We start from the raw sequence: 26,363 nt of genomic DNA, 5'->3' as shown, positions 1-26,363 counted from the left end.
TCCCTTATATTTATTTCTTGCAAATACCTTTTTTAAATCTGCCATGAAACCACTTTTGTCACGGTTATACTTTTTTCTCACACTATTTGTACTAACAACTATGCACACCCAGGGACAGGATCCTGTAAAAAACTATGATGCCCAATGGAAAACCGTTGAAGCGCTACAGACAAAAGGTCTTTATAAATCCGGTTTGGATGAGGTCAAGAAAATCTATCAGCTTGCCAAAAGTGAAAAGCAGGATGCACAACTGATCAAAGCTGCAATTTACATGGCCGGCCTGCAGACTGAAAATCGGGAAAGCAATGACATTACGGCTATCAAAGAACTGGAAGCTGAGCTGTCGGGCAGTGCAGAACCAGCAAAATCCATCCTGAGCAGCGTAGTTGCCGACCAATATTATTTTTATTACCAGACCATACGCTGGCAGCTTTACAATCGCACTGCAACGACGGGGTTCTCTAAAGAAGACATCAGTACATGGGGAACAGAAGACTTCCACAAGAAAATTTCGGAACTGTACCTGGCATCCCTTCAAAACGAAAAGCTGCTGCAAGGGACAAAGCTGGAATCGTTCGAAGCCGTTATTACAAAAGGGAATGCCCGGCAACTCCGCCCGACCCTGTTTGATCTGCTGGCCCACAACGCATTAAAGTATTTTTCCTCGGACGAGAGAGAATTGAAAAAGCCGTCGTATGCATTTGAAATCAATACCGCCTCCGCCTTCGATCCAGCCGCAGATTTTATCCACCGTAAATTCGAGACGAGAGATTCCGCCTCCCTGGAATTTTATGCGTTGCAGCTTTATCAGCGATTAATTGCATTCCACATTGGCGATCCCAAGCCGGATGCATTGATTGATGTGGACTTACAGCGGGTTCAATATGTGAAACAAAAATCGGTTCACCCCGACAAGGACGAACTTTACTTCAAAGCCATTAACCACATTGCAGAACAATTTCGGAAAGCACCTGCCGCAGCCCAGGCCTCGTATCTCGTGGCAGCCTGGCACAGGGAACGTGGAAACTTATACCAACCACACGGAGACTCGACTCATCGTTTTGATTTAGTAAAGGCGGCTGAAATCTGTGAAAAGATCGTTGAGGAAAACCCCGAAACAGAAGGTGGAGTTAACGCTTACAACCTCCTGAGCACCATGCGGCAAAAAGGCTTGCAGTTTTCCGTTGAAAATGTAACAATTCCCGAAAAGCCGTTTCTCGCTTTTGTAGAGTACAGGAACATTACAAAGCTGTTTCTGAGACTCGTCAAGGCAACCGACGGAATTAAAATCAGCAACAGAAAAAATGATATCGCCGACACTTGGCGATTGCTGTTGAAAGCAACGCCCATCCGAACCTGGAAGCAAGACCTGCCTGATACCAGGGACCACCAGCAACATAGCGTTGAAATTAAAATAGGCGCCTTGCCTATCGGCGAATACATGCTGCTTGCCAGTTCAAGTATTGATTTCAACGAAAGCAAGGCCATTACCGGAGCCCGGCTAGTGTATGTAAGCAATATCAGTTATGTTGAAAAAGAGGACGATTGTTTTGTTTTGAACCGAGATAATGGGAAGCCGCTGGCAGGGGCCAACGTGAGAATCTGGAACAGCAACTACAGCTATTCCACAAGAACTTACAAAAAGGAAAAAGGTCCGTTATTCGTGACAGACCAGCACGGTTATTTCAAAAACAGAAGCAATGACCAGAGCAAAATGGCAGATGAACAATGCCTGGAAATTACATATGGACAGGACAAATTGTTTATGGATGATCCCGTTACTACTTACTATTATGACGAGGACTGTAAGGATGAAGGTGAAGAGCCCACTTCAATTTATCTTTTTACCGACCGAAGCATTTACAGGCCCGGGCAGACGGTTTATTACAAAGGAATTGCGAGAGAAGGTAACACTGTTTTGAAGGATCAGACTAAAAAGATTGAAATTATTCTTCAAAATGCCAATAGTGAGCCGGTCGAAAAACGGACTAATACAGTAAACGAATACGGCAGTTTTTCAGGATCATTCATATTACCAAAGGCTGCCTTAAACGGACAGTTTTCTATCAAAGCCGACGGCGAGCATACAGTCTATTTTCGGGTGGAAGAGTACAAAAAACCCAAATTCTCTGTCCAGTTTGATACGCTGCGCAATTCCTATAAACTCGGTGAAACCATTGAAGTTAGAGGAGCAGCCAGTGCATATGCCGGCAACCACATTGACGACGCGAAGGTTTCCTACCGGGTGGTGCGTAATGCGAGGTTTCCGTATACGGCGCGTTCGTATAAATGGTGGAACAGGCCTTCCATGACGGCAAACCTCGAAATAACCCATGGCGAAGCCATTACCAATGCTTCCGGCCAGTTTTCTATCAGCTTCCAAGCCATACCGGATAAACAAACAGATAAGAAACTGTATCCTGTTTTCGACTACACCGTTTATGCTGAAGTAACAGACTCAAACGGCGAAACCCGCAGTGCACAGACCATCGTTTCAGTCGGGTATCAATCCATTCTTTTAAAATCAGCTATTCCCGAGCGCCTTGCGGCCGATAGTCTTAAAAACCTGTCGATCCGGACAGAAAACATGAACGGGAAATTCATTTCTTCCGCCGTTACAGTGAAGATAACAAGCCTGGCCCCTGAAAAAAGGTTGATCCGCGAACGCTATTGGGAAAGGCCGGATCAGTTCGTAATGACCAGGGATGAATTTCTTGCAAACTTTCCGCACGATGAATACAATGACGAAACCGAGATGGAAAGCTGGCCGGAGCAAGGTGTAGCATTTGAAAAAACCGTAACAATGTCGGAAAATCAGAAGTTTTCCATTTCAGAAAGCAAACTTCCTGCTGGTTTTTATAAAATTGAAATAACCGCAAAAAGCGAAACCAATGAGGAAGTAAAGGATCTGCAATACATTGAACTGACTGATCCAAAAAAAAATACACTTCTGAGACCTCAATATCTCGTTGCTGAAGACAGCTCTCCGATAGAACCGGCAGAAACCACTTCCATCATACTGGCCACGTCGGCCGACGACCTTTTCGTTATCAGCGGATCCAACAGAAAACCCAATCCTCATGACTTTTCATTTTTCACGTTAAATGATCAGACAAAAACGCTGAGCTTCTCTGCTACCGAGGCCGATCGTGGTGGTTACAACATATACTATGTGTTTGTGAAACACAACCGTGTCCATCAGCATCAGGAAGTCATTCAGGTTCCCTGGACAAACAAAGATTTGAAAATTGAGTACCAGACATTCCGAGACAAAACACTGCCCGGCAGTCAGGAGCAATGGAAAGTCAGAATTTTGGGATACAAAAAAGAAAAGTTTGCCGCTGAAATGCTGGCAAGCATGTATGACGCTTCTCTCGACCAGTTTTACGCCCACCAATGGGCCAGGCCATATCCCTGGCCTGTATCAGTTTGGACACGGCAATGGAATAGTGCCTATAACTTTTCGTCAGGGGACGGTGCGATTCTGGATTTGTCAACGGGACCGTACAAAAGTTTTGACAAGAGGTACGATGAATTGCTTCATACCGGTGCCCTAATGCAAGGCAGACTTGTTCGTGGCGGCGGGAGGAATGTCCGATATCGGCGAAGCGTGGCAGGAGCCGCCACCGTATTGAGCCGGGATCAGGAAGAGATGAATGATGGAATTCCTGCCGCTCCATTGGCAGCTCCAATGATTGGAGAGGACAAAGCGGAATTAAATAAAGTGGTAACGGTTGGCTATGGTGAGAAGAAGAAAAGAGAGGCGCCTGTACAAGAGCAAAATAGCAAAACAGCCTCGGAGAATACCATTCGCAAAAACTTCAACGAAACCGCATTCTTTTTCCCCGACCTGAAAACCGATCAGGACGGTTCGATCACCTTTTCATTCACGCTACCTGAAGCGTTAACCCGCTGGAAATTTCAGGCATTGGCGCATACCAAAGAACTGGCGTTCGGGTACAGCTCCAAAGAGATCATCACGCAAAAGGAACTGATGGTACAGCCCAATGCGCCCCGCTTTCTCCGCGAAGGCGACAGGATCACGTTTCCCACGAAAGTAGTTAACCTCACTGATCGTGAGCTTGCTGGGAAAGTATCTCTTCAACTTTTTGATACGGAGACCAATCAGCAGGTCGACGATATCTTCAAAAATAGTATCGCAGAACAGCCATTTAAAATCCCTGCCGGACAAAGCATGACGGTCGGATTTCCCATTGAAATTCCAAAGGATTTTACCAAAACACTTACATGGCGGATCGTGGCCAAATCGGGAGCATTGTCTGACGGGGAAGAAAATATGCTGCCGGTGCTTTCCAATCGGATGCTCGTAACGGAAAGCCTGCCGATTGCCATGCGCGGAACCGGGATTAAGGGATTCAAATTTGAGAAACTGCTGAATTCACAAAACTCCAAAACACTCAAAAACAAATCATTAACCATCGAATATACCAGCAACCCGGCCTGGTATGCGGTCCAATCGCTGCCCTATCTGATGGAATATCCTTATGATTGTGCCGAGCAAACCTGGAACAAGTACTATGCTAATTCACTTGCAGCGCACATTGCGGGCAGTTCTCCGCGCATCGCGAAAATCTTCGAAAACTGGCGGACTGTCGATACGACCGCATTACTGAGTAACCTGGAAAAGAATCAGGAATTGAAATCTGTTCTGCTGGAAGAAACACCCTGGGTACTGGCAGCCAAAACAGAGGCGCAGCAAAAACAAAACATTGCATTGCTGTTCGACCTGGTCAGAATGGGCGATAAATTAAATACAAGCCTGGACAAGCTTACCCAATTGCAAAGCACGAACGGAGGCTTCGTCTGGTTCAAGGGCGGGCCCGACGACCGCTATATGACCCAATACATTGTGTCAGGAATCGGGCATCTGAAAAAAATAGGTGCGTTGCAAAAGGGACAGGAGGAACGGATCAATGCCATTCTCAAAACGGCAATCCCTTATCTCGACAACAGAATTAAGGAGGATTACGACCGTTTGTTAAAGTCAAAAAGTAGTATGAAAATCTCGACTCCCGGTGCGATGGAACTTCATTATCTATATATGAGAAGTTTTTTCTCCGATATACCGGTTCCCGCAGCTTCTGTTGCGGCTTATCAATATTACAGGGAACGATCGCAACTGACGTGGGTTAACCAATCGAAATATTTCCAGGGACTGATTGCATTGACCTTGCATCGCGGCAATGATAAAACGCTTCCCAAGGCCATTCTGAAATCCCTCAAAGAAACTGCAATCGTTTCGGAAGAAATGGGTATGTACTGGAAAACCAACCAACGTGGCTGGTGGTGGCATGAGGCACCTATCGAACGGCAAGCTTTGCTGATCGAAGCTTTTCAGGAAATTGAAAATGATTCAAAAACGGTGAATGACCTAAAAACCTGGTTACTGAGAAACAAACAAACCAATAACTGGGAAAGCACCAAGGCAACCGCAGAAGCTTGCTACGCGTTGCTTCTGAAAGGCTCGGACTGGCTTTCGCAGGAACCGAAAATCAGTATTAATTTGGGAAAAACAGCGATCATATCCTCGGAAACTGCGGCAGAAGCTGGTTCAGGATACTTTAAGAAAACCATTGATGCTGAGCAAGTGAGTGCGGAAATGGGCGATATCAAACTTTCGGTTAGCAATAAGAACAAATCCACTGACATTCCAGGGCCAGGCTTATCGGGCTGGGGCGCGGTATACTGGCAATATTTCGAAGACTTGGACAAGATAACCTCAGCGGAAACACAGCTAAAACTTTCAAAAAAGCTTTTCATCGAAAAGAATACAGATAAAGGCCCGGTACTTTCACCGGTAAATGAAGGCAATTTGGTCAAAATCGGGGATAAAATAAAAGTCCGAATCGAACTTCGCGTCGACCGGGATATGGAATATGTTCACATGAAAGATACCCGCGCATCAGGCTTAGAGCCGGTAAATGTACTGAGCGGTTTCAAATGGCAGGGCAGCCTGGGGTATTACGAAAGCACAAAAGATGCCAGCACCAATTTCTTCTTCAGCTCTCTGAGAAAAGGCACCTATGTCTTTGAATACCCCCTTTTCGTAGCCCACGAAGGTGATTTCAACAACGGGGTTACCAGCATTCAATGCATGTATGCGCCGGAGTTTGCGGCGCATAGTGAGGGGGTTAGGTTGAAAGTGGCTGGCGGGAAATGATTTTAGGGAAATTGGAGGATGATCAACTGAAAAAATGTTTAATCAAATAAATAGGCAATCATGAGCACACTGAATCCAAGAAGTATTCCCGCCGAATTTTGGGCCATCATCGAAAAAGCAGATCGCGATCGCGCGAAAATGGCAGCAATTCTTGAGCTGATGACCCGAGAAGAAATGATTTCTTTTCACAGACAATTTTTGGACGCTGCCTCGGCAATTTTAGGCCAGGACTATATGCAGTATATGGACGCAGATACCTCTGAAGATGGAGCGGATGATATCGCACGGTGGATAGTTGGCCAGGGTCAGGATTATTACCTGGCCGTATACGATCATCCTGAAAAGACACCAGCCCATGTTGAGCCCCATTCGAAACAACAGGTCTTCTATGAAATAGCAAGGGTTTTTATAAGGCGATTTGAGGATGATATTTGGAACTACTACGAAGATTAAGACAGCCCGCTTAACCAACCACCCTCTGAATCTTCAAAATCGCCTCTGCAAACCCTTCCATATCCTCCTTTTCCCCCAGCAGCGCATGTTGCAAGATCCAAACCGCGTCAGTATTGCATGCCTGCTCGGCCACCGGGCAATATACCTTGCTATAGTCTGCGGTTTCAGGAATGGCGTAGCACATGAAGTTTTTGTTTTGGAAAAGCGGCTGCTTGTAAAGCGGGTGCGGGTATCCTTTGAAACAGGGTACCCCTTCTGCTGCCAGCATTTCAGCAAAGGTATTTTTAGCTAACCCGCCGAACTTGGACGCATCGTATTTAAAAATATAGATATGATAGCAATGCAGCGTGATTTCCTCTCCTCTGGTCAGCGGCGTGATACCGTCGACCTTAGCCAGCAATTCATTCAAATACAGTCCGTTTGCATTTCTTTTCTGTGTTTGGCCTTCCAGTCTTTTTAGTTGCTCCGAAAGCAAAACTGCCTGCATCTGCGTGACCCGATAGTTACAGCCCGGATTGTAATGATCGTACCATTGCCCACCCTCGATCCGGCCCACATTGCGGAGCGAATGCATCATCGCATACAAGTCGTCGTCGTCCGTAATTACGATACCACCTTCGCCGGAGGTAAGGTTCTTGGATGACTGAAAACTAAAACTGCCCACATGGCCGATAGAACCCAGTTTTTTCCCTTTGTATTCCGCTCCATGTCCATGTGCGGCATCCTCGATCACTTTCAATCCGTAACGCTCCGCTATATCCATAATCGCATCCATATCGCAAGCCAAGCCACCGAAATGCACGGGAATGATCGCTTTGGTACGATCGGTAATGGCAGCTTCGATCGCAGCCGGACTGATATTGTAGGTTTCGGGATCGATATCCACAAACACGGGTACACAATTGCATTCAATCACCGACGAAGCCGTGGTAATGAAAGTATAAGGCGGCACAATAACCTCGTCGCCGGGCTTTACGCCGCAGGCAATCAGCGCAAGACGCAATGAAACCGATCCATTGACGCAGGTAATGGCATATTTGCTGCCGCAATAAGCTGCAAACTCCTTTTCAAACCGTTCGACTTCATCCCCGCAATCCGGATTTCCCCACTTGCCGCTTGCCACAACATCCGCCACGGCATCCACTTCACTTTGGCCGTATACCGGCCAGCTGAATAATCTGGTGATCGTTTTAGGCCCCCCGTTAATGGCCAGTTCCTGGTTCATACGTGTTCTTGTAGTGAATAAATATTTGTTTATGACCTACTTGTTCATACTCCCAAAAGGAGTTTTCAGACTATTTAACCAAGTCAGCCAGACCATTATAGCCCTTTTCTCAAACGAACAAGTATTTATTCCACAAACCCTTATAAAAAGAAAAATGAATAACAAACCACTACTTTACAACCTGCTGATCGCCGGAATGTCATTTGGCACTGCCTGGGCCATACGCGGACAATTTGGACACGAACAGGCAGCCGCCTGGGCGGCCGGGATCGGGGGAATGGGGATCGTTCTACTCGCAAGAAGATCCGACTGGTACGCAAAAGCATTTCAGCTCACACTCGCATCAGCAGCAGGATGGGGCATTGGTGGGATTATCAGCTATGGAAAAGTGGTGGGTTATGCACGCGGACTGGAATTTGGCAATGTGTATTACGGTTTTCTGATGCTCTTTTTGATTGGCAGCTTATTTGGGCTGGTCGGTGGAGGATTATTTGGGTTAACCCTGGCGTCGAGCAGGCAAAAGCCTGTCCGCTGGCCGCAGCTTATTGTTGAAATGACGGTCGGGGCCATCCTCTTTTACTACTTTTTAATTGAACAAATCGGGTGGTTGATGACGCCGCCCCGCTCGGAAGCCTGGGCTGCGGGATTTGGTATGACCGTGGCACTGTTCTGGTATATGATCAGGAACAAACAATATTCCGCCATACGGGTGGCTGTTTTTGCGGGGTTGGGCGGAGGGTTTGGTTTTGCCTTTGGCAACTTCCTGCAGGTCATGGGAAGCGTTTCGGAGATCCAATTCAATTTCTGGAATGTGATGGAGTATTCCATTGGCTTCTTTGGCGGGATTGGAATGGCATACGGTACATTTACCAGCGAATGGGAAAAGTCTGAAGATTCGGTAACCAGGAACAACCTGATCGCACCCATTATCATCCTGACACTCCTTCTCCCGTTCGTCGTCTGGGACCAGTCTTTTGAAACGGACCGCCTGGTTGATACCATTAAATCTTTCAGCCCCTATGCCGATGGCGCCTATATCGCGACAGTCGTACAATGGATAGCGTTATTACTGGTCCTCGCATTCAGCGCCTGGACGATGTACCGGTTCTATTTCCAAAAAAAGTCCGAATTTCTTGAATTGGGTAAGAAAGACCTGCAGCGTTTTTATTTCGCCTACTTAGGACTTTCCACGGTTTACAGCCTGCTGATCACCTGCGCATTCATGAGCCTTTACCGGATCGAGCAATACCTGTACATTGTCAATATGCTTGTTATCGGCCTGTTAATCAACAAATTCAACGTCAGCTTTTCCAGCCGCGGATTGAACCTGAGCCGTTGGATCGTCAACTTGATCTTCATTATGGCTTTTTTTGCGATACTTACCGCAGTGGCGGTTAGTTCACATGGAGAGTTGAAAGGGGCCAACAGCCGTTTTGAGTGAAAAGAATTTTAGTCTGCGATTAACTTATGGTAATCTTTGATCATCATAAGTTAATCCAGCCACCTGCGTAGTTTTTTGCCTTGGTCCACTTATAGTTTGCGTTACCACTAACTAAAACACAATCATATGGCAACCGAGCAAGGTACAAAGGATGACCCGTGGTTATTAAAAACGCCGCCGCTCTCTTCCGATTTTATGATGTATAAGGACGTGAAAGACGGCAAGGAAATCCTGGTCTGTACAGTTGGCAAAACCATTTTGCACTACGATTACCGTTGCCTGCAGGATTTGCAGGACATGCTGAAGAAACACGGCGACTGGATGGAGCTTGGAAGCGCCGATGAACAAAAACCGGCCAAAGAAGGCACTGTAGAAGCTTGGGGACGGTCTGAATCCAATCCTGTCGGGGGTTGGTATGGCTTAAAGAAAGGACTTCGGGGAAGATTTGGTATGTACGTACCTCCGCTCATGGAAAAACTAGGATTAGCAGAGGCAACACACGACGCCAAAGGCAATAAAATGCGGGTTATTTGATTCAATGCCACGAAGGCACGAATGGAACACAAATACATTCGTTCCTTCGTAGCATTAAAAAGGACTACTTCTGAATCGTAAGTTCGTCCTTCAAATTTCCTTCCGGATCAAAACATTGATAAGACAAGTTGTTTCCCTTGATAGTAATATGCTGATAAAGGGGTCCGTTCCGGTAGCGCTTGACGGCATAATCTTCCTCTGTCCATATTTCCTGCTTGCCAGGAATACTGATGGACATGGTATAAATCGTGCCTTTCGCCGGCGAAGCAACTGCCTTTCCGGCGAACATCGGTTTTGTCCTGAGGTAATAATGCATGTGGCCGTTCATGACCATGTCCACGTGGTATTTGTCAAATAAGGAGCACCATTCCCGCATGATCTCATCATAAGGTTCTTCCACATTGTAGGGCGGAAAATGGAACATCGCAAACTTCCATTTAGCCTTGCTGTTTTTTAACGTTTCCTCCACCCATGCAGTTTGATTGCGTACGGGTAAAGTCACATCGAGCATGAGGAACAATGCATCCTGGTATTCATATGAATAAGTCATTTCCGACGGCTGGCCAGCCGGGCCGTTTTCGGGCAGACTGAACATTGCCTTGTACATGCCGCCACCCAGCCCATCCTGACTGTCGTGGTTGCCGGGTACCGGCATCAACGGTTTTGCAGTAAATACCGGGCTGCTATATTCCCACAGGTGGTCCCACTCATCGCGGTGCAATCCTGTACTTACCAAATCCCCCGCAATCTGAAAGAAAGCCGTTTCAGGATGTCTCGCCAACGATTTCCTGGCCATATCGCCCCAGACCGGGGAGTAGTGGGTGTCGCCAAACCAAATGAAAGAGAAACCTTCATTTTTGTCAGAAGCAGTCCGAAACGTCACCGGTGAAGACCAGTTCTTCCCGATAGTACCTATTGAATAGGCATAATCCGTCCCTGGCGAAAGTCCTGTGATCTTCGCTGTGAAACGGTTCACAAAGCGGTCGTTCTGCAACAACCTGTCTTCCATTTTAAACACAGCAGCATCATTCAAAAGCGTGTCGGAAGAACCTGTTTTCCAATACTTTACCTTTCCGGAGGTAACCGAGGGGCTGGTTCTCCATTGAATATCTACCGTAGTTTCAGGATCACCGCTCCATGTGAGCATCACCTGATCCGGCGTAGCGGACGAAGGGGTTTCCGTTTTCCTGAAAGCCTGCACCAGGTGGGCTTCCCGCGCGCGGCCACGCACGGTGGTGAAAAGCACCTGGCCTTTAAGTGCATCTGGAACTTCATTGAGAATAAGTCCGTCCCAATCGTGGTAGGTAAATGCGCCAACCCGCATGGTATCGAGCCCATGCTGGGCAGGAACTACATTTTTTATTTCCAGCTTGTCGCTTTTGTTTTGAGGCGCAACGGTAATGAAGTATACCGGCCGGTGTTTATCAAATCCGTTGATCCCCAATCCAACACTACCTTTATCGAAATTCTTTTGCCAGACTTCATAGGTATATTCTTCGCTCTTAACGAGCATGGACGTTTTTTCAAATCCGCTCGTTTCCAGCCAAAAGGGCAGCGTCTTCTGCCCCTGGTCGCGCATGAGCGAAACCGTTATCGGGACGTTGGCATCGAATGTCCAGAAACTGGTAGCGAGAACGGCCTTATCCTCAGCACTGAGAAATCCGAGAATGTACTGATCCGAAATCGTGTCCAGTTGCGCCGGGGTAAGGGTTTTGTAAAGTCGGGTCACCGCATTGTCGATCACTTCTTTGACCGTGCCCGATACCAGCGGCTTTTCTTTCTGGCAAGACATGGTCATTGAGCTGGCCGACAGCAGGCTCACAACGAGAATTATCTTGAATTTCATGCGTTTGAAAGTTTTCTGGTGCCGACCAGGCCCATACTACTTACTTTAAAGAAGTGCCTTGCTATTGGTCAAAAATACCCTTGTGCTTTCGGTGTAAGTATCCCCTTTCGGTGTTTTGTATTTCAAATCCACATAAAAGGCGCGAAAGCCGCTGGTCGGAAACGTTGCCGACACTTTTACAGACGATTTATTCCTGATCCCCAGGCTTTTGCTAGTCCATTTATCGTCCCGCATATCCTGGTCAGCTGAATTGGCCGACCATAGGATCACGTCTTCCAGCACATCTGCAGTCGCCTTGATATCGAGCTTCACCGTGTTATTGCTTACGGATTGCGTCCATTTGCATTCGTTGTAAGGTTTCTTATCGACCGTGGCACCGAAAAATGCGCTTAACGCCTCCAATGCCTGCTTGCCCCCGCCCAGATCGTGGCCTGCATTGGGAACATAGTGCAGCAAATTGTTTCCGGGAATATTGCTCAGGTAATTTTTAATATTATCCACTACCCAATATTCATCGTTGGTGCCCATAAAGATCATTTTAGGCATCGTAAGTTTTGCGCGGTAAGAATAGGGGTCGATCATTGTCGTAATGGCCTGTCCATCCGGCGAACCCGTCGACTGCGGTATGCCCAGTTTCACATAGTCCTCAATCTGAATGCTGTAATCCCCCCAGGACTTGATCTGATAATCAAGGCTGACAGGCATATTCAGGACGTCAATCACCATGGGCGCTATCGCTTCTACCCTTTTATCGCTGGCGCCGGTCAGCCAGGTTGTCCAGCCACGCTTCGAGGCACCGGTTACCACAAATCGGTTTACAGCATGGTTGAGCTTTTGTCTGGAAAACTCCTGAACGGCATCCATTGCCCGCACGGCGCTTTTAACCATTGGGAAAAGCAATGGCCAGCTGTAGTCCTTGTCTTTTTTGAAATTATGTAAAGTGTAGGAAATCAGCGCGTCTTCGGTGAGGTCGCCGAAAAAAGGCTGGTTGGGAGTTTGTTTCAGCAATGCTACAATGGCCTTGTTGGTAGCCGCCACATTGCCCAGCGAAGCATACATATCGTCATCCTTTTTGTTATTCCAGTTGGGCAGGCCGTCCGTGTTATGCCCTCCGGTGATAAAAAGCAATGCATCGTCATGCTTGTTTTCTTTAGGCACCATAATGGTCAGCTGGTGCGTCCAGGTGAATTCGCGCCATTTCTGGGATGTCAGCAGCACGTTGTAAAAAGTAACGTCCCCGTGAACAAATGAATCTTTGAGCTCCCATTTAAAAGCTTTGTCGCCGTTGTTCAGGTAACTGTCCAATGCTGTTTCGGGTGTGATTTTTTGCGCTTCCAGACTAAAAACAAAAGCAAATTGAATCAATAAGAATGTGATTCCGGTCTTTACAAATTTCAAAAACATAAATTGTGACGGGCTATGGTTGTTTACTATTTTTCGGGTTTAGGACTTTCATTGACGAGTTTAATTGCCTGCTCCATATAAATCTCCCCGGTCATTTCGCCCAGGCTGGTGCGGCTCACATAATCATACCTTTTAAAACTGTTAAAATCGACTTTGGTCAGCATGTAACCAAATGCATCATTGGTCAGCCCGAACAAAAATGGCTGTTTGGTATTCATATGCCGTTTTACGTAAAAACCAATATTGGGCAGTGCTTCACCGGGAACAGTGAGAATTTGCGCCGTCCCGATGTTCAGGAGGTTAAGCTGAGTAGCTATCCTGTTCTCTCCGGCCATTTCATTTTTAATGGGCGATTTTTGAAGGATATAACGCATGATCTCCGAATCAACCGGGAATTCGATTTTTCGGGCCGCGCAAAACAAGACAGGATTTTCCAGGAGAGGGGCATCCTTTACAATTCGCAACGCCTCGTCGGCCAGCAGCTCGCCGATCCGCTTGCATTCGTTCCAATCGCTGGCTTCCTTGCCATTTTCCAGGCGGTTATCGGCAGTTACCATTCCTCCTTGTGCCCCGTTCATAAAAACCGCCATACCACCGCCCTGTGACTCGATACGGTCGTAAAGCGGCCCGCAGAGGTCCGGGCTCAATATTCCCCTGCCCGACCCGATTACTTCCGGGTGAACCGCATAGTTGACCAGCGTGGCGATGGGCCTGCCTTTCTTCACGCCCGACGCGGAGATCGCCTGTATGACCCCGCATCGCGGATCGTACAGCTGGTCTGCATAATAATTGTACGCAATCTTTCCCTTTGCTTCACCTACGGCTATTTTCAAAGAGGCATCTTCCAGCTTACCAGCTGCTTCGTTGACCGCATCCGCTATCTTTTTAACGCAATCGTCCAGGTACTTCAGATCGGCAAAGGATTCCCCCTTTTCATTTGGAAAACCATAAGCATCCGGCCCACTGTGCGTATGTGTTGCGCCGATCAGAATGTTTTCCGGAAGTATGCCCTTGATCAGCGCCCGGGATTTATTGCCCAATGCCGCCGGCCAGCCCAGATTATCGACATTGACAATGGCAACTTTTGTGTCCCCTTTTTGAATAACAAGCGCTCTTACAAACAGGTCTCCGTTTTTTTCGACGGATTTTTTTGGAGTACCAATGCCCCCTGAAACTGGCAGCAAAGGATCAGGGGTGATGTTTCGGAGTGCAGCGCCCGCTTTGAAGTGCTGGGCGTAACTCACCAGCGTGACATGGCAAATAAAATAGAGAAGGATTACAACTGTTTTCTTGTTCATTGGTGCAAGTTGCTATGTAAATGCGGGTGATTTTTCAATCACCCGCACCGTTATCTTATTCTAACATCATCATTTATCAATAAGGCTTTCCTGTGCCTTCCAACAGCCATGTTTTTGACCAAGCGCTGTTATTAGTAGGGTCGCTGCTCGCGTATGATGTACGCACAAGGTTGGCCAAAGCTGCCTTAGCGTTATCGGTGTTGGTGTTTAAATCATCATCAAGGCTATAATAAAAACGGAGTGGCAAAACTGACCTTGCAGCCGAAGGGCCGGCTTTCAATACCGGCAAGCCTGTTCTCCGCCAGTCGAACCAGGATTCGGCAGCAGCGCTCCAACTGGCTATCCATTTTTGTTGCATGATACTTTGAAGACCATTGTAAGGCGCACCGGCAATGTAATTGGCAAAACTCGCACCAACGCCCCATGCGTTAAACGATTCTTGAATTCCTTTTGCATAATACGTTTCTGCTCCCGTAATCCATGTATAGGATGCCGCTTCGGCCAAAATGAAGTTTACTTCGGCCGCTGATAGTAGGCGCATCTTCAACAAATCGCCTGAAGCATTTTTGTACATGCTGTTTATTTGCGATATGTGCGGGTTGAAGCGGCCTTGCCCGCTTACTCCACCTTCCATTTGAAGATTGTAAAACATTGCCCCTCCAATGGCCGGAGGAATACCAATGTAATCAGTGCTGTAATTTATCGGGGTGTTGTAAGTGGTTTCGTATTCTTTGGCTACGTCAGCTGAAATTTCCCATGTTTTACCATCGGTGCTGGCCCTGCTGACGTTTGTACCTGATACAAGCACGAGCGGCTGCGGCACTTTATCGAACCAAACTGCAATGCGCGGGTCCTTTAAACTTTTAAGCGCCTCTACCAATGTGGAAGCTGGTTTTCTGCGCATATATTCGCCATCAGGTGAAGTGGTAAACACCATGTTTGTAGGCCATGCCGCATTGGCCGTTCCTGGGTAGCTGACATTGGCATCGTCTGCGGAAGAGGTAATCAACGGATACTTCGCCGGGTCAGAAGCAATTTTAACAACACCTGCTTTGGCATATTCTCCTTCTTTGGCCTGCAAACGCATGTAATAACGCAGTGCCAGGGAATTGGCAAACTTTCTCCATTTCGAAACATTTCCTGCAAAAAGTACATCTTGAGTTGCGTTGATAGGCTGGCCACCTTCTTCTGCCAAAAGTGTGTTGGCATTTTCAAGGTCGGCAAGAATACCATGATAAATATCCTGCTGCTTATCAAACACAGGCTTGAAATATTTTGAACCTTCTTCCGCGCGCAACGCCTCTGTATAAGGAGCATCGCCCCAAAGGTCGGCAATCATACCAAAGGTGTAGGCTTTCAAAATCAGCGCTACGCCTTCATGATACTTATATCCGTCTTTCACAGCTTTTTTGTGCAACTCATCGGCATTGCGCAAAATTCCATAGTAGTCTTTCCAAGTCTGGCCAGGCGAAGCCCAGTCGTAAGCATTGAAAGCACTTTGCCAACCAGTTTCCTGCATATGCTGCATTACTCCGGAAAGGTTTCCAAAACCCAGGTCAACTACCTGACCACCTAACATTGTAATTACAGTCGGTAATAACAAGTTGAGGTCGGTTGTTTCCGGAGAAGGAGAATTGGGGTTAACATTTAAATCGTCCAGGTCTTTACATGCACCAAGTATTACAAGTAAACTCAGCGATAGGGTTATGACTTTATAGCTTAACTTTTTCATACACTTTCTCTTTCTGATTAGAATGTAAAACCAACTTTGAAACCAACGGGAACAATCCAGGGGCTAACGTTATAGCGTTCAACTCCTTGAAACAATCCGCCACCTGAAGGCTGAAAGGCACGTTCAGGGTCAACACCAAACCCTTTCTTTGTCCATACCATAATGTTACGGCTGTAAATTGATATGTAAGCATTGTCCATTTTCGCTCTCTTCACCCATGCTTTTGGGAGTTCATAACTCAACGAAATTTCCCGAAGTTTGAGGTAATCGGCATCAAACACTGCGTAAGAGCCAACCGACCAAAGGTTACTTGCGCCCCAGGGTTCAAATATTGTTCCGGGATTTCCAAGATTTTCCTGATAAAGCGTAAAATGTCCATCGGCACCCATTTCACCAAATACACCAGGATAGAATACGCCGTCCTGATTGCCGGGGAAAGGCATATTAGAACTTTCAGGAAAACCTCCCGTCGCTGGTGTAGGGCCACCGATTGGATAAACGCGATCGGGTGTAATCAACGTGCTGGCATTTTTAACAACCCAATCGCGAAGTGCGTCGCTGGGGCCACCTGATACACCTGGGGTAACGGTTTTGTCTGCCCAGTATTGGGTGAGCATATCGTCGTTCATGTAACGGAAAGTTTGCGATACAAACTGTCCGCCGTGGCGCCAATCGAAGGTCATGCCAAGTGTAAAGCCCTTCCAAGTCAGTGAGCTTTGCAAACCCATGATAAATTTAGGGTTGTAGTTACCGGTTTTGGAATAAGTGCTTGAGTTGGTCAATTCAGGGTCATCACTAAAATTTCCGGTCAGCGGATTTCCGGGAATAATCGGATAACCATAGTAAGGCGATTCTTTGTCTGTAACGCGCAGTGTTTTGCGTGTATACAAATTACCCAATAACCCGTCGGCTTTAGAGCCATCCGGCAAAGTTGCCCCTTTTACATACCCTCTGTTCGAAACGTTGGCCTGGCTCCACGGTTCCACATAGGGGATACCATCGGCAAGCTCCAATATCCTGGTCTGGTTTTTGGTAAAGTTCAGGTTCACATCCCAACTCCAGTCGGCGGTCTTGATAGGCGTGCCACCGATCATCAGTTCAACACCTCTGCTTTGCAGCAACCCTGCATTGATGTTAATGGTAGTGGCCCCTGTCGATGCCGCAAGCGGAACGGGGAAAATCTGCCGACGGTCGTTCATAATGTAATAGGTTCCGTCAAAACGAACCCGGCCTCCGAACATCTTGGCTTCTGCACCGTATTCCTGCGAAGTAATTTGTTCAGGTTTCAAATTGGGGTTAAGTAAGCCTGATTGTTTGTTCAACATAATTGCCTCGCCCCAGTTGCCTCCGTTGGCATAAACCTGCAACAACTTGTAAGGATCGGTGTCGTACCCTGTACGCGCCACGCCTGCCCTTACTTTCAGCATGTCAACATGGTTCATCGGTACAAATTCGTTAATCAATACGCTTAATGAAGCAGATGGATAGAAGAATGAGCGGTTGGCCGCAGGCAACGTGCTACTCCAGTCGTTACGGGCAGTTAAATCGAGGTAGATCGCTTCCTTCCATGCTATGTTAGCTGTTCCGTAAACGCTGTTCACCTGTTTTTCATAACGGGCTGAACTATAATTCAATGCAGTATTGGAAATGTTACTTAACGTGTATAGGTTGGGTATAATCAAACCTGCACCTGTTTTAGCCGAATTGCTAACGTTGGTCGATCTGCTGTAACGCACATTGCCACCTGCCGAAACGTTTACATCGAAATCACCAAATTTGTCTTTGTACGAAAGCAAGGCATCGGTATTGCGTTCAAAATTATTGCTGTTGCTGATACCGTAAGACCCGTTCTTCGGCTCTTGAGAATAGCCTTGCCCGATTTTCGATTCACGCAGTTCGTCAAGCTTATCGATAGTCATCCGAGCCATCAGCGAAATTTTCGGGCTAAAGTTATACGAGGCCATGATGTTACCGAAAATCTGATTACGGTTAAAACTGTTGTTGACATCATTAGCCAACATCCACGGATTGTTGCTATCGCCCGGCAACAGGTTTTTAATCGTATTTCCCTGACCGATGTCGTAATCCTTTAGATCCATGATATTGACATAAGTGGGAGTGGTGTAAGCCCATTGCAAGGGGTTTGTGCCGCGGTCGCCAGAAGCCCTGTTTTTAGCAAAGCTGTTCACATAGTTGATGTCGGTGCTAAGGGTAAGTTTGTCGGTGAGTTTTGATGAAAGCGACAACGATAAGTTATTCCGGTTAAGATCGGTGTTCGGAATCAGCCCTTTGTTTTTCATGCTGGTCACACCTATGCGCGTGTTCACCATCTTTCCACCGTTGGTTACCTGTACCGAGTTTGTAGTAGTGAAGCCGTAATCCCTGAGGAAATTTTTTACATTGTTGGGATACGACTTCAGTTCCGTCGGAATGGGATTTCCGTTGGCATCCAAAGGTGAGTTCCATTGCACAGCATAATAACCTTTATCCAATTCAGCACCCAAACCGAATGGTGATATCAATGGGGACATGATCTGGCTGCCACCGTTTTGCTCAGGTGTGGTGACAACATAACCCCCGTATTGTTTTTGCACTCCTAAATAGCGTTGCGGTACATCGAAAGTATTATTTGTTGACACGCTCACTTTCATTCCCTGGCCATCTTTTGCCTTTTTTGTGGTGATGAGCATCACGCCGTTAGAGGCACGTGAACCGTAAAGTGCCGTGGCACTTGCACCTTTCAATATCGATACGCTTTCAATACTTTCGGGGTCAATATCTGAAATGGCATTCCCATAATCCACCGTGCTGTTGCCGCTACCAAAACCTCCTACGTTGTTGGCACTATTAAACATGGGCACGCCATCAACCACATATAAAGGTTGGTTATCATTGCTCAATGATTTTGCACCGCGGATAACCACATTGATTGTGGAGCCTGCACCACCGGTTTCGTTGATGGTTACACCAGCCACTTTACCTTGCATAGCAGTTAAAAAGTTTTCGCGTGCCACTTTGGTAAACTCGGGACCGGCCACTTTACCGATAGCATAACCCAGCGATTTCTCTTCACGCTGAATACCCAGGGCTGTTACCACTACTTCCCTTAGTTCATTCACATCGGCTTCCAAAGCTACATCAATGACGCTTCGTGAACCTACGGTTACTTCCTGTGTTTTATAACCAATGAATGAAAAGACAAGTACATCGTTGGCACTAACGGAAAGTGTGTATTTCCCATCAGCATCGGCGCTTGTTCCGGTTGTGGTTCCTTTTTTAAGGATATTGGCACCAGGCACAGTTGCATTCTTTGCATCGGTTACTTTTCCTGATACAGTTCGTTGTTGCGCTTGCGCATGATAGAACAATGTCAGGAAAAGAATAACCAAAACCGACTTCATCATGTTTTGACAGAATTGTTTCATAATAAAAATGTCTAGGGTTAGGCTTATTCTGTTACAGCTTCAAAAGAAAGGATCAGTGCATGTGTATTCACACCCACGGCTTTGTCACTTGCAGCCATGAACATAATGAGTTGCATACGTGTGTTGGAAATAGACCTCATTACCACTTTACGTTGAAAATCGCGGAAGCCGATAAACTCTGTTCCTGAAAAATCAAGTGTTTTAGCACCTTTAAACGTAAGACCGGCGCTACTGTAAGCCGAAGTAACTTTGAAATCTTCGCTTTCCACGAAAGTGAATTTGGCATTTGCCTCGGGCGTGTACTTAGCAATGCACAGGCCATAGGTTGCGTTACCCACTAAAACATTGGCAGGATAGCCACCTGTGGCAATTTGATAAACAAGGCCACCAAATGCGCCACCATCGGCTTTCACATCATGCACATATTTACCGTCATAGAAAAAGGTGTAAGTGTCATCATAAATAGCTCCCATACCAAATGTGCTCGAGGCAAAAATTCCGTCAGGAATGGGATTATAAGGAGTAGCACTTGTGAAAGTGGCATCCGCGTTGGCGAGGTAGTCGCCTGCGGCAGTATGGGATTTTGTCAATTTCCATTTTTTACCCGCATAACCAGCTGCGGTGTGGTCTCCGACAAGGTAATCGTAAGGTCTTAAATCCACAGCGAGATTAACACTCTTGGTGATGGTTGTTCCTTTACTGTCCTTAGCAGTGAGCTGGGCCACATAGTACCCTCCTGTTTCATATACGTGAACAGGATTTTGTTCCGTGCTGGTTTTGCCATCGCCAAAATCCCACGACCAGCTTACGGCACTGTGGGTAAGTCCTTGAAAAGCCACCTGATTTCCCTTAAGCGTGTTGTAAATTTCCGCACTGAACGGAAATACCGGACTATCGTTATCATCATCATCGCACGATGACACCAAGGCGAACATCGCTGCTATGAGGATAACCGACATTAATTTGAGCACAAGTTTTTGCATAGTACAGATGGATTGATTGGGTTTAAATTTAATTTGATGACGGTTTGATGAAGGTTGATACTTTCTCACCATACATTTTCCTGATTCTACCATTGGTTTCGTTTTCATCATAGCTTAAGTAAGATTCATGGGTTGGTCATCGAAAGTTGGCAACGTAACTGGATCAGGCTAACACGTTTTTTTGAATATCCGTCAGCCATCAGAAAAGTCGTCTACACGACCAACACCGTCGAAGCTTTCCACCGCCAGATCCGTTCTGTAACCAAGTCGAAAGGAGCTTTTTCCTCAGAAACAGCGCTGGTCAAACTGCTCTACCTAACCACCCAGCGAATCATCGAAAAATGGAAAATCCCTTTGGCAAACTGGCCGGTCACAGTACAACAGCTGGAAATCTTATTCGGTGACCGGATTAAGCAATACATGAAAGTTTAAATTATGACACACTTAAATGAACATAGCCATGTTTTACGGACAAAACAGTATGCATACTAGGATGTAACCTGCTTGAATTAAAAACCGCTTACATTACTTGCGTATTGACCTTAAGTACTATTTCAGGCCCTTCAATTTTAATTTATTGTGTGTTAAGGAATTGTGAAGTCGAAAGCGTCAGCGTCTGGCTTATATTAACTAAGGTTAGATGTGAGCCAAAAACAACTAAACGCTAACAACTATAAGCTTAGCTGTTAGCGTTCGGTTTTAATTGGGGTAAGGATCGGGATTATTACCTGTCCGCTGCCAGCCAAAACCGGCAGCGGAGGGCCAACCGCTATTTAATTAACCACATCTTGGAAAACTGGTCATCCACGGCAGGCGTTAAAGAAGATACTCCCAGGTCGTAGGCGGTCCTGTTCTGTCCCAGTTCATTGCCTGGATAACGGTAACGTTCCGGGAAAGGGAAACCGCTCAGCCTCCCATTATTGAAAATATCCGGCAACCTGGTCCGGCGAAGGTCCAGGTAAGCCTCAGAAGAAACCAAAAACAGTCCGATCCATTTCTGATCGGCTATTTTTACCAGTTGGCCCGCTTTATCGCTGGGCAATGCGATGGATGGCTGGGCCAGGTACTTGTCAATAGCTGCCTGGGAAACTCCCCAGCGCAACATGGAATTGGTGATGCCTTTGCGGTAGTAAGTATCCGCGCTCCCGGCCACCAAACCCTTCGCGGCCGCCTCAGCGAGAATGAATTGCACTTCGTCGCTGTTCATGATCATGGCTTTGAGCAACGGATGCTTGTTTTCCCTGAAAAGCTTCGAAAACTTGGATACCTTGAAGTTCCCATACGCTCCGCCGGCAGCGATATCATAATGACCGTTGCCATTTTTCCAGTCAGCCAGCATACCGGCGATATAGCCTACATATACTTTGTTTGAGTCGATCAGGATGTCTTTTGTTGCGTAAAGGGCAATGTCCTTGTTCTTGCGGTCGATGTATTCCCAGGTTGAAGTATAGCTGTAACCGTTCGGGTCTGTGGTCGAAAAGCTAACCCCGTTTTTCGCCGGATCGCTGGTCCATGGCTTTTCAACCGGCGCAAACCAAACCTGCATGCGCGGATCATTCAATTCCGCCAGTTTATCCACCAGCGTTTTGGTCGGCCTTCTGGTATCGAAATTATCAATCGTCCCCCAGTTGAGCGGGCCGCCTGTCCAGGAATTGCCGTTTTCTCCGCCGGTTGTACCCACATAACCAATAGAGGCATTGTCCGTTGCTTCGGTAAAAATCGGGGCGTTCAGTAAGGCGGTCATTTTCGCGCCAGCGTCAGGTAATTTAGCTGACGCGCGCATTAACAACCTCAATTTTAACGAGTTGGAAAACTTCTTCCATTTCTCCTTACTTCCCCCGAACATCAGGTCGTAGCTATCTGAAATCGGTTCGGTGCCTGCGTCCATCAATGCATTTGCAGCATCGAGTTCGGCCAGTAAGCCTGTGTAAATGTCAGTTTGCTTGTCATATTTCGGATAAAGGATTCCCTCCCGCGCTTTAAGTGCCTCTGAATAATATACGTCCCCGTAAAAATCCGTCATGAAGGAGAAGAGCAGCACTCTGAAAACCTTAAAGATTCCTTCGTGCGTTTTGGAACCGCGGCCCTCCGCGAGGCCAATCGAACCATCAATCAGCTTAAGGATATCCATCGCCGTGTACATGTCATTGATCGGCGATTTGAACCCGGAATAGAAATTATCCCCGCTTTGGTAATTGCTTTCCATATGCTGTACCGCGCCTGGCAGCATCCGTGTGTCGAAACCCATTTTCTGATAAAAAAGCGCGGTCTTCTTGATGATTGAAGCGAGCAGGTAAGGGTCGTTCACGGATTCTACCGCGTCTTTTTGCTGCAGGGAATCGTAGGTCCTCAGTTCGTCGTCACTGCAGGAAAACAAGCCCGCAATGGTGATCAGCGTAAATATTTTAATAAATGATTTCATGTTGCTTCGAAATATCGGTGGTTACTAAAAATCAAGGGACAGCTTAAACCCATAAGACCGGATGCTCGGTAAAGTAGCCCTCAGGATACCCTGATTGGCCCCAACACCTGTAAACGCAGATTCAGGATCTTCATGACGGCCCGACTTGTTCCATTGGAAGAGGTTCCTGCCTACCAAAGCCAGCGTTACATTGTTCAGTTTGTAGGCTCTGGTCAATGCTGTGGGCAAGGTGTATGCCAGGGAAACTTCCCTCATTTTGAAATTGGTCGCATCGTAAGTCCTGGTAGACGCAAAATTCCAGATGATGTCGCCGTAGCCGTTATATGGGAAATCGTAAAAGGTATCCTTTGGATCGGCTCCGTTCACGATGTAATCCGAATCTTTCGCATCCTTGGGATCGCCCTCGTAAGCAGGGTTCAGGAAAACGCCTTTCACATAACTGGCATCTTGGAAATCAGAACGCTTGCCGTCGTTATTTGAATTGATCGCATCATATTGGCTGGAGCCTGCGGCCGGCCACTGTAACCCTCCGTGTTCAGCATCGCGCCCGCCTACCCAGTATGGGTTATTGTCCCCGGATCCCAGGGTTGTAATCGCACGTCCGTTAGATTCCAGGTACTGCTGATTTACAGAGATATATTTACCGCCCTTCCTCAAACTACCCACCATATTTAAAGTGAATTGTTTGTAGCGCAGCGTAGTATTCAACCCCAGGATGAAATCGGGATTGTAATTGCCCAACTGGCCCCGGTCTCTTTCATCGGAAGACTTCTGGATCTTGCCTTCTTCCCCATCAAGTAAAGCCATACCTGCGTACTTTCCTGTTTTGACCCGAACGACCGGATTTTCTTCATAAATATTGCCAACAGTTTCCCCTTTCGCGATTTTGACTTTCGTTTTGCCATCATAGCTAGCAAAAACATATCCGTTTGGTGCAAAGCTGTCGGAAAGCCGGGTGATTGTAGCCTTGTAGTGCGTGAAGCTTCCAAAAATGTCCCATGAGAAATCCTTGGTTTTGATCGGCGACAATGTCAGTCCCCATTCGTAGCCTTTGCTCTGAACATCGCCAATGTTGGTCAGCAAGCCGCTGTAGCCGGTTCCCTGCACCAGTGGGATATTGTCGATCTGGTCTTTCTGGGTTTTTACAAAATAGGTAAAATCAAATTTGACCCTGTTGCGCAACAGCCAGAGGTCGACGCCCGCTTCCTGGGTAATGGAGTGCTGTGCTTTCAGATTGGGGTCTACGATAGATGCATTCAAACTTACCGTATTGATATTGCCCCAAGGATTCGCATCGTAAGTATAAGTATCTATCGATCTTCTCCTGGTCAGACCGTTACCCACATCCGCCAATCCCAATCGGAATTTCAACAGGTTAAATGCTTCCGGCAGCTTGAATGTTTCGGAAGCCAGCCAGCTTAGTGAGGCAGAGGGATAGAAATAATGGATTTTTTCTTCTTCCAGAATGCCCTTCCAGTCGTTACGCCCGGTCACATCCAGGAAGAGCATATCGTCCCAGCCCACGGTAGCAGTTCCATAGGCGCTGATGGATTTGCCTGTCTGGAAAGGGTTACCTGTGACTGTCATGGTGCCAGCCTTGATATTTGCCAGTGTAAATAACGACGGGGAGTTAAGGTCGCCACCGGTTATCTCCTGGCTGCTGGAATTGGTGAATCTGTAGTTTCCACCTCCCGCAACCGTCAGGGACAATTTCCCAAAGTTCTTATTATAAGTCAGGATCGCATCCGTGTTCGCTTCGACGCTGCTGTTGTTTCCGTAAACATACTGGCCAAGGGGGTCGCCTTTCTCGCCCCACGACTTCCTGAGCTCATAGGTCTCTTTCACATTCTCCATACCAGTCCTCAGCAACAGGGACAGGTTATCGGTGAACTGCCAGTTGAGCTGGATCTTGCCAAAGTAATTATCGCGGCCGAAGCGGTGTATCTTTTCATAGGTAGTCCACCAGGGGTTGTTTTCTGCAACATCTACCCCGTTGTCCTTCATAATGGCACCATTTTGCTTGGTACCTTCAAACCCGTCGAGCCAGTAGCTTTTCATGTCGCTCAGAGGCTGCAGGTTGCTTGGCATGTTGAACAACAAGCTGTTCAGTACACTGTTGCTACCTGTGACATTGGCCTTATTCGGGTTATACGTATTGATATAGCTGGCATTGATCGAGACCGTCAACCGGTTGGTAATGTTATACTGCGAGTTGAAATTCACCGATTTCTGCTGTGTCTTCGTATTCGGCATCACGCCTTTGTTGGTCATATTGGACAAAGACAACCTGAATGAACCTTTGTCGTAGTTACCGGTAACTCCAATGTTATTGGTAAAGGTGGTACCTGTTTGCAGATACGCCTTTACACGGTTTTCATTGGAAGAAACCATCGGCCCGTTTTTCCAGCTTTTGGCTTTGACATCCCAGTAATCGGAAACAAATTTGCCGTCGAGCTTGGGTCCCCAGGTATCGGTATTGTCATACTGCCATTCGTATGCCCTTTCCCCTTGTCCATATTCCATTTGGCTTTCGATAAACTGGTAAGGTTTTTCGGCAGTCGCCATGGTGGAGAATGAAACACCCAGTCCTTTTTTACCGCCTTTGCCCGTTTTGGTCGTGATCATCACAACCCCGTTTCCGCCTTCTGCACCGTACAATGCACCAGCGCTGCCACCTTTCAGAATGGTGATCGAAGCAATATCATTGGGGTTCAATTGCGAAAGGATATTACCGAAATCGACACCGTCCTTTGAAGTAAATGTCTGTGTCCCAACCGGTATACCATCAATTACATACAAAGGCTGGCCTTTCACGGCTACGTTTGCGCCGCCATCGCCTGTGGTTGGCATCGCGGTGGTACCACGGATATTCACCAGTACCGAGGAGGTTGGGTCACTGCTAAGGCTGGTGAGGTTTACCCCGCTCACTTTTCCATCCAGCGCTTTCATGAGGTTGGGATTACCACCTTTTACGATGTCCTCTCCCTTGACGTCACTCACCGAATAGGCAAGCGATCTTTTGTCGCGACTGATGCCCAGAGCGGTTACGACCACCTCTTTCAGGTTCTCAGCACTTGGGCTAATAATCACGTCGATGACGCTCCGTCCGTTTACCGGCACTTCCTCCTGGTCATAGCCAACAAACGAAAAGACCAACGTAGGGTTTCCCGAGCCTGTTTCAATGGAATATTCGCCAGCGGCATTGGAAGTAGTACCGCTTTGGGTGCCCTTGATCAGGATGTTCACGCCAGGCATAGCTGAGCCATCCTCTTTGGATGTCACTTTTCCTTTTACGATCGCTTGTGCCTGGGTGTGCGATACGAAAGCCGCCGCCAGGAAAACGGTAGAAAGCGTGCGGAACAGGAGTTTTTGAAACGTAGAAACTGCATTCATGTTATTCTAATGGGTAACGGTGGAAG

General features: G+C 47.0%; 13 protein-coding genes and 1 pseudogene. 5 read left to right on the top strand and 9 right to left on the bottom strand.

Annotation, left to right across the window (positions count from 1 at the left end; translation table 11 throughout):
* Window positions 1-100: 100 nt before the first annotated feature.
* Complete coding sequence (locus AC1XUF_RS08950; RefSeq protein ID WP_483341388.1) at window positions 101-6,181, top strand: alpha-2-macroglobulin family protein; 6,081 nt, start codon at window positions 101-103, stop codon at window positions 6,179-6,181.
* Between the two features lie 60 nt (window positions 6,182-6,241).
* Window positions 6,242-6,634 carry a DUF4240 domain-containing protein gene (locus AC1XUF_RS08945; protein ID WP_483341386.1) on the top strand — a complete coding sequence of 131 codons (393 nt, stop codon included), beginning with the start codon at window positions 6,242-6,244 and terminating at the stop codon, window positions 6,632-6,634.
* 10 nt (window positions 6,635-6,644) lie between these two features.
* Here the strand turns inward: AC1XUF_RS08945 and AC1XUF_RS08940 are convergent, their stop codons facing one another.
* The gene (locus AC1XUF_RS08940; RefSeq protein ID WP_483341384.1) at window positions 6,645-7,859 is read right to left on the bottom strand and encodes a DegT/DnrJ/EryC1/StrS family aminotransferase; all 1,215 of its coding nucleotides are present in this window, start codon (window positions 7,857-7,859) and stop codon (window positions 6,645-6,647) included.
* Between the two features lie 154 nt (window positions 7,860-8,013).
* Here AC1XUF_RS08940 and AC1XUF_RS08935 point away from each other — a divergent pair, with 154 nt between their 5' ends.
* Together AC1XUF_RS08935 and AC1XUF_RS08930 are read left to right on the top strand one after the other, a co-directional pair.
* A complete protein-coding gene (locus AC1XUF_RS08935; protein WP_483341382.1) occupies window positions 8,014-9,300 on the top strand; it encodes a hypothetical protein in 1,287 nt (428 codons plus the stop codon).
* A 126-nt stretch (window positions 9,301-9,426) separates the two neighbouring features.
* Window positions 9,427-9,834 (top strand): DUF6855 family protein, encoded by a 408-nt coding sequence (locus AC1XUF_RS08930; protein WP_483341380.1) that lies wholly within the window; start codon window positions 9,427-9,429, stop codon window positions 9,832-9,834.
* Window positions 9,835-9,898: 64 nt separating this feature from the next.
* Here AC1XUF_RS08930 and AC1XUF_RS08925 read toward each other — a convergent pair whose 3' ends face one another.
* The 6 genes from AC1XUF_RS08925 to AC1XUF_RS08900 all read right to left on the bottom strand — a co-directional run bounded on the left by AC1XUF_RS08925 (window position 9,899) and on the right by AC1XUF_RS08900 (window position 20,633).
* A complete protein-coding gene (locus tag AC1XUF_RS08925) occupies window positions 9,899-11,680 on the bottom strand; it encodes a purple acid phosphatase family protein (RefSeq protein ID WP_483341378.1) in 1,782 nt (593 codons plus the stop codon).
* 45 nt (window positions 11,681-11,725) lie between these two features.
* Complete coding sequence (locus AC1XUF_RS08920) at window positions 11,726-13,084, bottom strand: PhoPQ-activated pathogenicity-related family protein (protein ID WP_483341376.1); 1,359 nt, start codon at window positions 13,082-13,084, stop codon at window positions 11,726-11,728.
* A 26-nt stretch (window positions 13,085-13,110) separates the two neighbouring features.
* Entirely contained in the window at window positions 13,111-14,382 is a 1,272-nt protein-coding gene (locus tag AC1XUF_RS08915) for a hypothetical protein (RefSeq protein ID WP_483341374.1), read from the bottom strand.
* Between the two features lie 76 nt (window positions 14,383-14,458).
* On the bottom strand, window positions 14,459-16,114 hold the full coding sequence (locus AC1XUF_RS08910) for a SusD/RagB family nutrient-binding outer membrane lipoprotein (RefSeq protein ID WP_483341372.1): 1,656 nt from the start codon (window positions 16,112-16,114) through the stop codon (window positions 14,459-14,461).
* A 17-nt stretch (window positions 16,115-16,131) separates the two neighbouring features.
* Window positions 16,132-19,539 (bottom strand): SusC/RagA family TonB-linked outer membrane protein, encoded by a 3,408-nt coding sequence (locus AC1XUF_RS08905; protein ID WP_483341370.1) that lies wholly within the window; start codon window positions 19,537-19,539, stop codon window positions 16,132-16,134.
* A gap of 23 nt (window positions 19,540-19,562) precedes the next feature.
* Window positions 19,563-20,633, bottom strand: coding sequence for a PKD domain-containing protein (locus tag AC1XUF_RS08900; RefSeq protein WP_483341368.1), 1,071 nt, complete (start codon window positions 20,631-20,633; stop codon window positions 19,563-19,565).
* 21 nt (window positions 20,634-20,654) lie between these two features.
* Here AC1XUF_RS08900 and AC1XUF_RS08895 point away from each other — a divergent pair.
* Window positions 20,655-20,954, top strand: a pseudogene (locus AC1XUF_RS08895) (transposase); the annotation flags it as partial.
* A 337-nt stretch (window positions 20,955-21,291) separates the two neighbouring features.
* On the opposite strand, the gene AC1XUF_RS08890 reads toward AC1XUF_RS08895, so the two are convergent.
* Both AC1XUF_RS08890 and AC1XUF_RS08885 read right to left on the bottom strand, forming a co-directional pair.
* Window positions 21,292-22,944, bottom strand: a complete 1,653-nt coding sequence (locus AC1XUF_RS08890; RefSeq protein ID WP_483341366.1) for a SusD/RagB family nutrient-binding outer membrane lipoprotein — start codon at window positions 22,942-22,944, stop codon at window positions 21,292-21,294.
* A gap of 24 nt (window positions 22,945-22,968) precedes the next feature.
* The gene (locus AC1XUF_RS08885) at window positions 22,969-26,337 is read right to left on the bottom strand and encodes a SusC/RagA family TonB-linked outer membrane protein (RefSeq protein WP_483341365.1); all 3,369 of its coding nucleotides are present in this window, start codon (window positions 26,335-26,337) and stop codon (window positions 22,969-22,971) included.
* Window positions 26,338-26,363: the final 26 nt, after the last annotated feature.

The organism is Dyadobacter sp. HNCC25DJ185 (assembly GCF_056895195.1).
This window is presented reverse-complemented; position numbering and strand designations above follow the sequence as displayed.